At 65.2% G+C, this 13,980-nt stretch carries 12 protein-coding genes; 1 reads left to right on the top strand and 11 read right to left on the bottom strand.

All coding sequences use genetic code 11. The features are described from left to right. Positions 1-18: 18 nt before the first annotated feature. Positions 19-639, bottom strand: coding sequence for a TetR/AcrR family transcriptional regulator (locus ACH79_RS10015; protein WP_161856297.1), 621 nt, complete (start codon positions 637-639; stop codon positions 19-21). Positions 640-863: 224 nt separating this feature from the next. On the opposite strand from ACH79_RS10015, the gene ACH79_RS10010 reads away from it, so the two are divergent. Further along, positions 864-1,820 (top strand): homocysteine S-methyltransferase family protein, encoded by a 957-nt coding sequence (locus tag ACH79_RS10010; protein ID WP_161850879.1) that lies wholly within the window; start codon positions 864-866, stop codon positions 1,818-1,820. Between the two features lie 115 nt (positions 1,821-1,935). Here the strand turns inward: ACH79_RS10010 and ACH79_RS10005 are convergent, their stop codons facing one another. From ACH79_RS10005 to sdhC, 10 genes are all read right to left on the bottom strand, one after another. Then, on the bottom strand, positions 1,936-3,969 hold the full coding sequence (locus ACH79_RS10005) for an OmpA family protein (protein WP_161850878.1): 2,034 nt from the start codon (positions 3,967-3,969) through the stop codon (positions 1,936-1,938). 186 nt (positions 3,970-4,155) lie between these two features. Further along, positions 4,156-4,386: a hypothetical protein gene (locus ACH79_RS43790; RefSeq protein ID WP_161850877.1), complete on the bottom strand. Its 231-nt coding sequence runs from the start codon at positions 4,384-4,386 to the stop codon at positions 4,156-4,158. Between the two features lie 91 nt (positions 4,387-4,477). After that, the gene (locus ACH79_RS09995; protein ID WP_161850876.1) at positions 4,478-4,864 is read right to left on the bottom strand and encodes a VOC family protein; all 387 of its coding nucleotides are present in this window, start codon (positions 4,862-4,864) and stop codon (positions 4,478-4,480) included. A gap of 33 nt (positions 4,865-4,897) precedes the next feature. Beyond that, positions 4,898-5,725, bottom strand: coding sequence for an FkbM family methyltransferase (locus ACH79_RS09990; protein ID WP_161850875.1), 828 nt, complete (start codon positions 5,723-5,725; stop codon positions 4,898-4,900). A gap of 223 nt (positions 5,726-5,948) precedes the next feature. Then, on the bottom strand, positions 5,949-7,970 hold the full coding sequence (locus ACH79_RS09985) for an ABC transporter ATP-binding protein/permease (protein ID WP_161850874.1): 2,022 nt from the start codon (positions 7,968-7,970) through the stop codon (positions 5,949-5,951). Positions 7,971-8,098: 128 nt separating this feature from the next. Beyond that, complete coding sequence (locus ACH79_RS09980) at positions 8,099-10,240, bottom strand: hybrid sensor histidine kinase/response regulator (protein ID WP_161850873.1); 2,142 nt, start codon at positions 10,238-10,240, stop codon at positions 8,099-8,101. 276 nt (positions 10,241-10,516) lie between these two features. Next, positions 10,517-11,302: a succinate dehydrogenase iron-sulfur subunit gene (locus ACH79_RS09975; protein WP_161850872.1), complete on the bottom strand. Its 786-nt coding sequence runs from the start codon at positions 11,300-11,302 to the stop codon at positions 10,517-10,519. Positions 11,303-11,326: 24 nt separating this feature from the next. Further along, the gene (sdhA, locus tag ACH79_RS09970; protein WP_161850871.1) at positions 11,327-13,168 is read right to left on the bottom strand and encodes a succinate dehydrogenase flavoprotein subunit; all 1,842 of its coding nucleotides are present in this window, start codon (positions 13,166-13,168) and stop codon (positions 11,327-11,329) included. Between the two features lie 3 nt (positions 13,169-13,171). Then, a complete protein-coding gene (sdhD, locus tag ACH79_RS09965; protein WP_161856296.1) occupies positions 13,172-13,546 on the bottom strand; it encodes a succinate dehydrogenase, hydrophobic membrane anchor protein in 375 nt (124 codons plus the stop codon). 14 nt (positions 13,547-13,560) lie between these two features. Next, complete coding sequence (gene sdhC, locus ACH79_RS09960) at positions 13,561-13,959, bottom strand: succinate dehydrogenase, cytochrome b556 subunit (RefSeq protein WP_057837772.1); 399 nt, start codon at positions 13,957-13,959, stop codon at positions 13,561-13,563. Positions 13,960-13,980 lie beyond the last annotated feature (21 nt).

The following is a 13,980-nucleotide window of genomic DNA, read 5'->3' as shown; positions in this document are numbered from 1 at the left end:
CGCACGGGCTTGCGAGCCTCATGGAGTCGACGGCGGAGCAAACATCAGCTTGATGCAGCTTCGAAAGATCAGGATCTGGCGTTCGAGGCGGCTCGGATCGTTCAGCGTCTTGGACATGATGATGGCGCCGTCGACGATACAGGACAGCATGTCGGCGACATCGTCGAGGTCGACAGGCTCCCGCGGGGGGTAGACCGACGCGATGCCGTCGAGAATGGCGCGGAAGCGCGCGTTCCAGTCGCGCACGGATTGCGCGGTGAGGTCGCGTATCTCGCGATCGAACAGCCGCTCCTGATAGCAGATGCTGGCAATGAGACAGCCGGGATGGCCGCTCGGCAGATCGGCCATCGTTTCCGCGAGCAGCTTCAGCGAAATCAGGAACGCCTGCAGCGGGTCGTCGGAAAGCTCGCGGCCGCGCCCGAAGATGTCGTCAAAGAGCAGGTCGTTGGTTGCGACATAGCGGCGGAGCATTTCGCGCGCGAGCGCGTTCTTGTCCTTGAAGTGATAGAAGAAGCCGCTCTTGGTGAGGCCGGCTTCCGCGATCACTTCCTCGATCGAGGTGGCGCCAAATCCCTTGGCGAGAACCGCCGCCTCCGCGATTTCGAGAATTCGCTCGCGCGTCGCTTCGCCCTTGCTCATCCGGGGCTCCAGAACTGTACTCATGGTACGGTTTCTCCGCGGCGGTCGGTGCGACCGCGCTGCCGGTCAATCTACAACCATCTGATTTCGTACCACTTTGCAGCTTCCGGTTCATCCGCACCGCAAGCCGCCTAGGAGGCCGCGACACTATGAGGCACCAACATCGCCGGACCTGTCAGATCGGGAGAGACGTATCGAGGGTCCCTAATCGCGGAGATGTTGAAATGGCCAAATACCGACATGCCCTGCCGCAGCGCCGCGGCGGTATTTTCCTGACCGATGGCGGCATGGAAACGACGCTGATCTTCCACCAAGGCCTGGAGCTGCCGCACTTTGGCGCCTTTGTGCTGCTCGACAGCGCCGAAGGGCGGGAGCAGCTCAAGCAATATTACGCCGCCTATCTTGCAGTTGCGCGCGACCATGGCACGGGCTTCGTGCTCGACAGTCCGACATGGCGCGCCAATCCGGACTGGGGCACCAAGCTCGGGTACGATGCGTCCGCGCTCAAGGCGATCAATGTCCGTTCGATCGCATTCCTGGAGGAATTGCGCGCCGGCTGGGAACGGCCGGGCGCGTCCTGCATCATCAGCGGCGCCATCGGTCCGCGCGGCGATGGCTACAAGGCGGGCAACATGGATGCGGCGGAAGCCGAGGACTATCATCGGGCGCAGATCGCGGCCTTTGTCGAGGGTGGCGCCGACATGGTGACCGCCTATACGCTCACCAGCATCAATGAAGCGATCGGCATCGCGCGCGCCGCGAAAGCGCTGGAGATACCGGCGGCGATCTCGTTCACCGTGGAGACCAATGGCCGTCTGGTGAAGGGCGAGACGTTGCGCGAGGCGATCGAGGCCGTGGATCGCGAGACCGATGGCGCGCCCGAATACTTCCTGATCAACTGTGCGCACCCGACGCATTTCGAGGATGCGTTGCAGGCGGGCGAAGCCTGGACGGAACGTATCCATGGCATCAGGGCCAACGCCTCGACCAAGAGCCATGCCGAACTCGACGAATCCGAAACGCTCGATGCGGGCGACCCGGCCGATCTCGGGCGGCGTTACGCGGGCCTTCGGAGCGCGTTTCCGAAGATGCGGATTTTCGGCGGCTGCTGCGGCACCGACCACCGGCACGCATCGGCCATTTGCGAGGCCTGCGTGACACCGCGGGCGCTCAGCGCGTGAGAAATCTTGTTATGACGCGTTTTCTTGACGCGAACCGGTGCCCACTTCGCTTGAAAACGCTTTAATTAAAATGGCCGGGATTGCTCCCGGCCATTTTCATTTGCGATGACCTTTCTTATCGGCGCGGTGGCGCGGTGCCGGGCGGGGGCGGCGGCAGCGAGGCCTGCCCGCCATTGAGCAGCGGCGTGATGTTGCGGATGGTCACGCGCCGGTTGATCGGGCTCGGCCCGTCGATCTGCTCCTTCAGGTACTGCTCGCCATAACCCTGCGAGGTCAGGTTTTCCGCCGGCACGTTGAACTGCTGCGTCAGCAGGGTGGCGGCGGATTCGGCGCGGCGATCCGACAGCGACAGATTGTCGACGTCGTTGCCGACCGCGTCGGTGTGGCCCTCGATCAGGAACACCGCGCGCGGATTCTCCTGGATCGCGCGGTTGAGGCCGTCCGCGATCGCCTGCAGCTTCGCCGCCTGATCGGGCGGGATTTCCCACGATCCGGTTGCGAAGTTGATGGTGTTGACGTCGATGCTCGGCATCCGCTGCCGCACCGTGGGGCTGTAGCGGATTTCGTCCAGCGAATAACGCCGCTCGATCCGTTCCACCGGCGGCGCCATCATGGTCTCGTAGAGCACCTCCGGCGACGCCTCCTCGGCGTCGACGATGTAACGGTTATAGGGAATGCGCACCACCGGCGGCGCCAGGGCGACATAGAATCCGCCGCCCCCGCGCGGATCGCGGTAGCTGTTGTCGATGATGATGACCTCGCGGCCCCGCTCGTCGCGGCGGATGCGGCGCAGCAACTGACCATCGCGGCCGACCACGGTGATCACCTGCGTGCCGTCAGGCCTGATCACGACGGTGCGGGTCTCGCCACCGACGGTCTGGGTCTGGATGTCACGCGCACCGTAGCGGAAGCGGTCCACTTCGCTGTGGCGGACATATTGCTGTCCGCCGGGATCGCGAATGATGATCCGGCCGGGCTCGGTGATGATGGTGCGGCCGCCCTGCTGCGTCTCGCGACGTTGGCCGCGGAAGTCGTCCAGTCGCTGCGGGCCAACAGGCGCAGCACCCGGGGCAACTGCCCTCATGCCCTCCGCAGGCGGAGGCGGTGGCGGCAATGGAGCCGTGACCTGAGGCGCACGCTGGAATGCCGGCGCGACGGTTGGCGGCGCATTGCGGACCTGGCCGGCGGGCGGCGTGGCGTTGGGCGCGCCCGGCACAGCCGTAGGCGCCGTCGGCGCGGCCATGCCGCCCGGCGCGGCAGGTGCGCCGGCAGCCGGTGCGGGACTGGTTGTCGGCGCAGGCGCCGCCGTTCCGGCGGGCGGTGGCGCGCCGGGGCGGCCGGTTGGGGCGGCTGGCGCGCCTGCGGCTGGCGCGGTCGTCGGCGCGCCCGCGGCGGGAGGCGCTGCGGTCGGTGCGCCAGCGGCCGGAGGCGTTGTCGGTGTCGGTGTCGCACCGGGACGCGGCGGCGGCGCGGCTGTGCTTCCGCTGGGCGGAGGCGTGGTCGTCGGCGATGCCGCTGGTGCAGCTGGTGTGGCGGCAGGCGCGGGTGGCTGCTTGGCGCCGGCGGCCGGTGGCGGCACAGGCGAAGGCGTCCCCTTCTGGGATGAAGGCGGCGGTGGCGTCGGTGTCGGGGCAGCAGGTTGCTTCGGCGCTGCAGGCGCTGCTGCCGGCGGCGGAGGAGGCGGTGTGGTCGGACGTGCAGGTGCCGCCGCGGGAGGTGGCGGAGGTGCTGCCGGTGCCTTGGGGGCGGCGTCCGAAGGAGGTGTCGGGCGCGCAGGTGCAGCCGCAGGCGGCGGCGGTGCCGGCGTCGGACGTGGCGGTGGGGCCGCCGCGGGCGGTGGCGGCGGAGGCGTGGGACGCGGCGGCGGCGCTGCCGCAGGGGGCGGTGGCGGCGGCGCGGCCGGACGCGGAGGCGTCGCAGCCGGCGGCGGCGGGGCGGCGGGCGCGGGCGCCTTCGGTGCGGCAGCCGGTGGCGGGGGCGCACCCTTCTGCGGTGGCTGGCCTCCCTGCTGGCCGCCCTTGGGTCGGCCGTCGTCTTCCTTGGCTTGCGCCACGACGATCGGCGCCGCCTGCGCATGCGATGCGGAGGTCACGAACTGCGTCGCCGTCAAAGCAGTCGTGGCGAGCAGCAGAATGCGGAGGTTTGTCATGATGTCCTTGGTCCCCGAAGATAGGCCTGACAGCAACGGAAGGGCCCTCATTGACATGTCAGTTGGTCGATGAGCGGCTAATCATTAGGCCGGAATGTGGCGGCCTACAAATGCTCGGATGCTTTTTATTTCATTGGCGCAATGGGTTGCATGCATCCCTGTTCATTGCGCGTTCAGGCGAGGCGTTCATCCGGCCCCCGGATCGGTGGCGGGATTGGGCGTGCGAGGACCGTTCGGCCCGCGTACCGGCAACTCATCCGGCATTTTGCCCGGCAACTCTTGCGGTTGTGGCGGCTGACCTGGTTCACGTAATGGTGGTGGGACCTCCGGGCGAGGGCTCCCGGGTGGGGCCTCCCGTGGCGGCTCGGTTGGTTGTCCTGGCGTCGCCGGCGGTATCTCCGGCGGTTCGATCGGCATCACATCTCCTGAACAGTCAGCTCCGGGTGCGACAACGACTGCGACGCCTTAAAGTTCCCTTCCGATTCTAAAATGGAACCCGTGGATCGGATCAAGCGGGCGCGTGGCAGACCGCCTCGATGTTGTGGCCGTCGGGATCGAGCACGAACGCGCCGTAATAGTTCGGATGATAGTGCGAGCGAATTCCCGGGGCGCCGTTGTCGCGCCCGCCGGCGGCAATGGCTGCCTTGTAGAAGGCGTCCACCGTCGCACGGTCCTTCGCCACGATCGCGACATGCAGCGGCTTGTCCAACCCGCCTTCGCCGCCGATCCAGAAATCGGGCTTTCCATTGGCGCCGAAACCTGCGGCGGGGTCGTGGCCGTGTTGCTCCTGCGTGACTTCCATCACGAGGGTGTAGTCGAGCGGCGCCAATGCCTTCAGATAGAAGGCCTTGGAGCGTTCATAATCCGAAACCGGAAATCCGACGTGGTCGATCATCAAGCTCTCCTGCGGTTTGAGGAATGCGGAAATTCAACCTCGTGCCAGCAGCGTGTTGCTGCGGGTCTTGCCCGTCTCGATATAACCCCGCGCGCGCATGTCGGCGATGCAGTCGTCCAGCCATTCGTCCTTCGACAGATGCTCGATCACGACGGCACGGGGCCACAACGCCTGCGGCGCGTCGGCGAAGAAGCCCGTCAGTACACGGTCCTCAAACCCTTCGACGTCGATCTTGAGCGCGTCGACATGAGAGACACCGGCCTCTTCGAGGATACGCTGCAGCCGCAGCGACGGCACCTTGATCGCCTTGCCGGAGGCCTCGCCCGAGACGATGTGACTGGCGCCGAGATTGTCGCCGTCGGTTTCGATCAGCAAGTCGCCGTCGGCGGGGCCGGCAGCCGCCGCGACCAGCCGCACCTGGGTGTAGCCGGAGGCGGCGTTGTTGAAGGCGAGCCGCGCATGGGTGACCGGATGCGGCTCGATCGCGATCACCTTGCCGCCGGTGCCGACATGACGCGCCAATGCAAGTGCGTAGGTCCCGACATTGGCGCCGACATCGACGAAGGTGCCTCCAGTGGGCACATGCGCACGCAGAAAATCCAGCTCCTCGATGTTGTAGGCGGGATTGAACAGCGCGCCGCGCTCGGTGGCGCTGGCCTGGTGATAGAAGCGAAACGAGGCGCCTTGATATGGCACGTCGACCGGACCTGAGCGCAAGAGATTCACCAGCCGCGACAGCCAGGGGCGAAACGCACCGCGCTTCAGCCGCGTGCGATGGGCGAGCGAAATGATCGCAGCCTGTGCGGCATTCGGGGCGAATGCGCCGAACGGCGCGGGCGAAGGATCGTTGTCGGGCGTCAAACGGTAGTCCTCGGGTAGAAGCGCCGCATGCATAGCCGGTTTTGTGGCGGCGAAACAGGTTGAATTGTTGCCGCGATCGACCGCCCCGTCGTGCCCTCGAAGGCGGGGTAGCCAATGTGCCGCGGCCTATACGCGTCATTGCGAGCGAAGCGAAGCAATCCATAGCGCGGCAAGTGGAGAGGTGGATTGCTTCGCTGCGCTCGCAATGACGGCTAGATGGGCACTACGCCGCTTTCTTCGCGGTCTTCCGATGGCGCAGGAAGCGGCCGAGCAGGCGGCGTTTGTCCTTGCGCGGGATCAGGGCGACGTCGCTGACCAGCTTGGCGCCGCCCTTGCGCCGCTCCAGCACGATCTTGCGGCTATGGAATGCCTCCAGCTCGGCGCGGTGGGCGACGCTGACGATGGTTGCGTTCGGTAGCTCCTTGATGACGATCTCCATCATCTTGTCCTGGCTCTTTTCATCGAGCGCCGACGTCGCCTCGTCCAGCACCACAATATCGGGGTTGTGCAGCAACAGCCGCGCGAATGCCAGCCGCTGCTTCTCGCCGCCGGACAGCGTCTGGTCCCATGGTCCCTCTTCCTCGATCTTCTCCTTGAGATGGTCGAGGCCGACCTTATGCAGCGCGTCGCAGATCTGCTCCGTGAGCCAGTCATCGGCCGCGCCGGGATAGGTGATCGCGCGCCGCAGCGTACCGGAGGGGATGTACGGCTTTTGCGGCAGCATGAAGAGCCGGCGGTCGGGGTGGAAGTTGATGCTGCCCCCGCCCCAGGGCCACAGCCCGGCGAGCGCGCGGATCAGCGTGCTCTTGCCGGTGCCGGACTCGCCAGCCACCAATAGTCGCTCGCCGGGTTCGATCACGATTTCGGTTTCGTCGACAACAGCAGTGCCGTCGTCGAGCGTCACCGAGAGATCGTTGAGACTCAGCATGGCGTCGCCTTTGGTCTCACCGCGTTCGATGCGGCCGATGCCGTCGCCCTGTTCGGCGCGCTCAAGGCCGTCGAGCGACATCATCAATGAGGCGATCCGGCGCGCCCCGGCGTTCCAGTCGGCCAGCCGCGGATAATTGTCGACCAGCCAGCCGAATGCAGTCTGCACGATGGTGAACGCGGACGCCGCCTGCATCACCTGTCCGAGCGTCATGCTGCCGTCGAGATATTTCGGTGCACATAGCAGCAGTGGAACGACCGGTGCGATGAGGCCCGATCCCTGCGATACCAGCGTGGTGCGCATATGTTGCCCCGCCACGCGCGCCCATTGCCGCAGCACGTTTGAAAACGTCCTGTCGATGCCGTCACGCTCTTCCTCTTCGCCGCCGAGTAGCGCGATGCTTTCGCCGTTCTCGCGCACGCGGGTCAGGACATAACGGTATTCGGCCTCGGCCTGGTTTTTGTCTTCGGACACCTGCACGAAACTATGTCCGATCGCCGTGATCGAGCCGGAGGCGATTGCGGCATAGATGATCGCGGCGATCACGAGGAAGCCGGGAATGGTGATGGTGGAGCCGCCCACCGTCAGCGTCAGCGCGCCACCGATGGTCCAGAGCACGACGATGAAGGTGGCCGCCGAGAGGAATGCCGACGTGACGCCGGCGACGAAATCCACCGGCGAGTCGGTCGCGATCCGCAGATCCTCGGCGATGCGATATTCCGGATTCTTGTGATCGCCGCCGACGAGGTTGAGCTGGTAGTAGCGGCCGTTGGAAAGCCAGCGCGATAACACCGCACTGGTCAGCCAGGCGCGCCAGCGGCGCTGGATGCCCATGCGGGCGAACACCTGCGCCACGCCGAGCAGCACGCTGCCGATCGCAAGCGGAAAGAACACCGCGGCGAGATAGTACACGGTCGCGGCATCGCGCTTCTCGATGGCGTCGAAGATTGCGCGATTCCAGACGTTGATGCCGTATTGAAAGCCGACATTGGCGACGATCAGGAGCAGCAGGCCGATCGAGAACAGCCACGCCAACCGGTCGCCGTTGCGGCCCCAATAGCCGCGCGCGCTGATCCAGAACCGCGTCAGCAGGTAATCCTTGCGGGCCTGTTCGGCCTCTTCAGGGGACAATTCCGGATCCGGCTCGACGACCTCCGGCGGCGGCGGTGCGACGTGATCGCCGGTTTCGGCAACGACTTCGGCGAGTTCGGCCTTTTCTTCGGAATCCGGCGTGCTTGCGCCGGCGTCCGGTTTCTTGCTTGCCTTGGCGGGCTCGTTCGGTTTTTTCGCTGAAGATTTGACGGTTGCTTTGCCCATGGCGGCACAACGGCAACCAAATCAAAAGGTTCCCCCGGATTCCGGACCGCCTATGCCGGCAGCACCAGAAGGCGGCGCACGAAAAATGCGCGACCGCGTCGACCTGTCCGCCAGCGGTGCAGTTGCTTTCAGGATGATGCGGAGGCCGCTGCTTGTGCAACGTCTCGCCGGGCAACACGGTGCAGCACGCGGGAGAGCTGCTCGATCGAATAGGGTTTTTGCAGCAGCTCGAAACCGTGGCTGCCGTGCTCCGACAGCACGTGGCTGTAGCCGCTGGTCAACACGACCGGCAGCTGGGGATGGCGGCGGCGGATTTCCTGGGCGAGTTCGATGCCGGACATTCCGGGCATCACGACGTCAGTGAACACGGCGTCGAATCGCTCGGCGCTGCTTGCGAGTTCTTCGAGCGCATGCGTAGCGTTGCCGACGAGTTTGGTAGCGTAGCCGAGCTCGGCCAGTGCATCGGTCGTGAAGCGTCCGACCTCGGCATTGTCCTCGACCACCAGCACCGACATCCCGCTCCCATCGATCGCGGCGGCATCTGCCGCCGGCTGTCGCGATTTCCCGCTGCGGGCGGTGCGCGGCAGATACAGCGTGAAAATGCTGCCTTTGCCGACTTCGCTGGCGACGGCTACTTCGCCGCCGGATTGCTTGGCGAAGCCGAACACCTGCGACAGGCCGAGCCCGGTACCATGGCCGGCCTGCTTGGTCGTGAAGAAGGGTTCGAAGATGCGTTCGAGCCGATCCGGCGGAATGCCGCTGCCGGTGTCGGCGACGGATACGGCTACATAGCCATAGGGATGTTGCGGCAGCGGGGCGGCATTGGGCAGGCTGGCCGCCATTCCCACCGCCATCGTCAACCGTCCATGACCCTCCATGGCGTCCCGCGCGTTGACGGCGATGTTGATAATGGCCGTCTCGAACTGGCTGGCGTCGGCGTTGACGAAGCACGGCTCGTCCGGCCCGAGGATGACAATCTCGATCCGCGGACCGACCAGCGTGCCGATCATTTCGCTGAGCATCTGCACGCTTCTGCCGACGTCGAACACCTCCGGCTTCAGCGTCTGCCGCCGCGCGAAGGCCAGCAACTGTCCGGTCAGCTTGGCGGCGCGGGTTACCGTATCCGAGATCGCATCGACATAGCGCAGCCGGCGCGCATCCGGCAGGTCGGGGCGCCGCAGCAGGTCGACGGAAGCACGGATCACGGTGAGCAGATTGTTGAAGTCGTGTGCAACGCCGCCGGTCAGCCGGCCCAGCGCCTCCAGCCGCTGGCCGTGCTTCAGCGCTTCCTCGGCCTGCTGCCGCCTTTCGGCCTCGAGATGAAGATGGCGCGTGCGGCGCAAGGCCAGCCCCAGCAAGGCAAACAGCAGCGCGGTGGCCGGCGCGCCGAAGATCAGATGCTGGCTCGTGGTGGACAGCCAGCGCGCGCGGATCGCCGAAGTCTCGAGGCCCGCGCCGATATAGATCGGATATTCCGCGAGCCGCCGATAGCCGAGGCGGCGTTCGACACCGTCGGTCGGCGAGGTCACGGTGATGAGGCCGGCCATGGGATTGGCCGAGACCAGTTTTCCGATCGGCCCGTTGCGGTCGAGGCGGATGTCGCGGTCGCTGATGGGAAAGCGCGCCAGCACCGTGCCGTCGGCGCGGCCGAGCGCAAAGTAGCTGCCGGGCTCGCGGCCGAGCCGGGCGTAGTAATTCTCGAAATATTCCGGGAATACGGAAGCCTGCAGCACGCCGGCGAAGCTGCCGTCCTCGCTCGGGCGCCGCCGGCTGACGCCAAAGAACGCGGCGCCCTGATAGGGCGGCCGCGGTTTCAGCGCTTCACCGATATAGGTTCCAATGTCGGCGTCAACGTGGGCCTTGAAATAGTCCCGGTCGGAAAAATCGATCCCTGGCGCCGGGACGACAAGGCTGTTGACGAGGGCGTGGCCCTTGGCGTCGAAGATCCAGGCCGACTTCACCTGCGGCAGCGAGATGACCAGTCGCTTCAGCCGCAGATGCAGCGTCTGCTCGCGGGCCACGATGTCGGCATCGGGAACGTCGCGGATGATCTCGGCCATCTCCGACAGGCTGCGGTCGATGGTCTCGAATACTTTCAGCGCGTGCTCGTGCGCGACATCCAGCGAATGCTCGATTTCGCGATCGGCGGTTTCGCGGATCGAGACCCAGGAGACGGCGGACGCAAATACAAAGAGCGCCAACGGAAGGGCCAGCGAGGCGACCATCATCCATTGCAACAGTCTCAACGAATTACGTTGCGCGGTCTGCACGCTCGCTCCAGCTCCCCGCCCGAGCTTAACGCAATCCTTGGTTGGGAATAAAGCGTGTGAGGAGCGGAACTTTTTTGCGCCGCCGGACGGCGTTAATGCGGATCGATAAATTGATAATTATTCTAGTCCGGCCGGGCATAGCCAACGAGCGGCCCATGCCCCGGGATGAGGATTCTCGTAGCCCGGATGGAGCGGAGCGCAATCCGGGGGATTCTCACAGCCGGCTAAACCTGTCCCGGATTTCGCTGCGCTCCATCCGGGCTACGGCATCTCGGCCTAGATCTGGCGCTCGACCATCTTCAGCTTGAGCTCGGCGATTGCTTCCGACGGGTTGAGGCCCTTCGGGCACGCCTTGGCGCAGTTCATGATGGTGTGGCAGCGGTAGAGCCGGAACGGATCTTCGAGGTTGTCGAGCCGCTCGCCGGTGGCTTCATCGCGGGAATCCGTCACCCAGCGGTTTGCCTGCAAGAGTGCCGCCGGTCCCAGGAAGCGGTCGCTGTTCCACCAATAGCTCGGGCAGGAGGTCGAGCAGCAGGCGCAGAGAATGCATTCGTAGAGGCCGTCGAGCTTCTCGCGGTCCTCGTGGCTCTGTTTCCATTCCTTCTGCGGCGTCGGCGTGGTCGTCTTCAGCCACGGCTCGATGGAAGCGTATTGCGCGTAGAAATTGGTCAGATCCGGGACCAGGTCCTTCACGACCGGCTGGTGCGGCAGCGGATTGACCTTCACCGCGCCGCCCGCAGCGACGTCGTGCATCGACTTGGTACAGGCCAGCGTGTTCTGGCCGTCGATGTTCATGGCGCAGGAGCCGCAGACGCCTTCGCGGCAGGAGCGGCGGAAGGTCAACGTGGGGTCGATGTTGTTCTTGATCCAGATCAGGCCGTCCAGCACCATCGGCCCGCAATCATTGATGTCGACATGATAGGTGTCGACGCTCGGGTTCTTGCCGTCGTCCGGGTTCCAGCGATAGACCCGGAACTCGCGCGTCTCGGTCGCGCCCGCCGGTTTCGGCCAGGCCTTGCCGCCGGTGATCTTTGAGTTCTTGGGAAGTGTGAATTCAGCCATGCTTGCAAGCCTTCGCTGTCGTCATCAATAAACCCGCGCCTTCGGCGGGATGTACTGAACGTCGTTCGTCATCGTGTAATTGTGCACGGGGCGATAGTCGATCGTGGTGTTGCCGTGATCGTCGATCCAGGCCAGCGTGTGCTTCATCCAGTTCTTGTCGTCGCGCTCGGAAAAGTCCTCGCGCGCATGCGCGCCGCGGCTTTCGGTGCGGTTCGCCGCCGAATCCATGGTGACGACCGCCTGCACGATCAGATTGTCGAATTCGAGCGTTTCGATCAGGTCGGAATTCCAGACTAGCGAGCGGTCGGTCGTCGCGACGTCGCCGATGCCGCCATGGACCTTGTGGATCAGGTTCTGGCCTTCGTGCAGGATCTCGCCGGTGCGGAACACCGCGCAATTGCTCTGCATGACGTGCTGCATGCCTTCGCGCAGTTTTGCGGTCGGCGTGCCGCCGGAGGCGTAGCGATAATGGTCGAGCCGGCCGAGCGCCAGATCGGACGAATCCTTCGGCAGGTCCGGCTGCTTGCCGTTCGGCGTCAGCTTTTCCGCAAGCCGCAGCGCGGCGGCGCGGCCGAACACGACGAGGTCGATCAGCGAGTTGGAGCCGAGCCGGTTGGCGCCGTGCACGGACACGCAGGCGGCTTCGCCGATCGCCATCAGGCCGGGCACCACGGCATTGTCGTCGCCGTCCCTCTTGGTCAGCACTTCGGCGTGATAATTGGTCGGAATGCCGCCCATGTTGTAATGCACGGTCGGCACGATCGGGATCGGCTCACGGGTAACGTCGACATTGGCGAAAATCTTCGCCGATTCGGAAATGCCCGGAAGCCGTTCGTTCAGTACCTTGGGATCGAGATGATCGAGGTGCAGGTAGATGTGGTCCTTCTTCTTGCCGACGCCGCGGCCTTCGCGGATCTCGATGGTCATCGAGCGCGAGACGACGTCGCGCGAGGCGAGGTCCTTGGCGGAGGGCGCGTAACGCTCCATGAAGCGCTCGCCCTCGGAATTGACGAGATAGCCGCCTTCGCCGCGGGCGCCCTCGGTGACGAGGCAGCCCGAGCCATAGATGCCGGTCGGGTGGAACTGGATGAATTCCATGTCCTGCAGCGGCAGGCCGGCGCGCAGCACCATGCCGCCGCCATCGCCGGTGCAGGTATGCGCCGAGGTGCAGGAGGCGTAGGCGCGGCCATAGCCGCCGGTGGCAAGGATGGTGGTCTGGGCGCGGAAGCGATGCAGCGTGCCGTCATCGAGCTTGAGCGCGATCACGCCGCGGCAGACGCCCTGGTCGTCCATGATCAGATCGATGGCGAAGAATTCGATGTAGAATTCGGCCGAGTGGCGCAGCGCCTGACCGTACATCGTGTGCAGCATGGCGTGGCCGGTGCGGTCGGCGGCGGCGCAGGTGCGCTGGGCCTGGCCCTTGCCGTAGTCCATGGTCATGCCGCCGAACGGGCGCTGGTAGATCTTGCCGTCCTCGGTGCGCGAGAACGGCACGCCCCAATGCTCCAGCTCGTAGACGGCTTCGGGCGCGTTGCGCACCATGTATTCGATCGCGTCCTGGTCGCCGAGCCAGTCCGACCCCTTGACCGTGTCGTACATGTGCCAGCGCCAGTCGTCCGGATGCATGTTGCCGAGCGAGGCCGAGATGCCGCCTTGCGCGGCGACCGTATGCGAGCGGGTCGGGAACACCTTGGTGATGCAGGCGGTGCGCAGGCCGGCTTCCGAGCAGCCGACCACGGCGCGCAAGCCGGCGCCGCCGGCACCGACCACCACCACGTCGTAGGTGTGGTCCTCGATCGGATAGGCTTTTCCGTTGGTGGCCGGGCCACTGCCGTTGGTAGCCTTGCCGTTGCCGTCAGCAGCCATGGGCTACACTCCCGATGACAGTTTGATGATCGCGTAAATCGAGGCAAGCGCCACCGCGATACAGAAGAAATTGTTCGCCATCACGCTGGCGAGCTTGAGCTTCTCGTTGTGGATATAATCCTCGATCACGATCTGCATGCCGATCTTCATGTGCCAGGCGCTGGCGATGATGAAGAGGACCAGGATGATCGCGATCGGCAACGAGCCGAGAATTTGCGCCGCACCCGCCTGGTTGCGGCCGATCAGCATCAGCACGATGACGATAACGGGCAGGATCAGGAGCGCCATCGCCACCGCGGTGAGACGCTGGCGCCAGAAATCGCTGGTGCCGGAATGCGAGGAACCGAGATTGCGGACCCGGCCGAGCGGCGTGCGCATCGACGAACGGCTGCTCATCGTCCGCCTCCGACCGTATACGCGACGATCCAGACAAGGACGGTCAGCGAAATGCCCGCGATCAGCGCGCCCCAGGTCAGCGCCTCGCGCTCATTGGCCTTGAAGCCGTAGCCGAGGTCCCAGAAGAAGTAGCGGAAACCGCTGCACAGATGATGCAGCAGCGCCCACGTGTAGCCGAACACGATCAGCTTGCCGATGATGCTGCCGGTGAAGGCCTGGACATTGGCATAGGCCCCGGGCCCGGAGGCGGCGGCGATCAGCCACCAGGACAGCAGCAGGGTACCGAAATAGAGCGCAATACCGGTGGCGCGATGGATGACGGACAGCGCCATCGTCAGGGTCACGCGATAGGTCTGCAAATGGGGCGATATCGGTCGTTCGATCCTGGCGGTCATTCGGCAGCTTTATGTTGTGTG

Source organism: Bradyrhizobium sp. CCBAU 051011, assembly GCF_009930815.1.
GTDB lineage: Bacteria > Pseudomonadota > Alphaproteobacteria > Rhizobiales > Xanthobacteraceae > Bradyrhizobium.
Note: the sequence above shows the minus strand (reverse complement) of the source record. Positions and strands in the feature narration are given on the sequence as shown.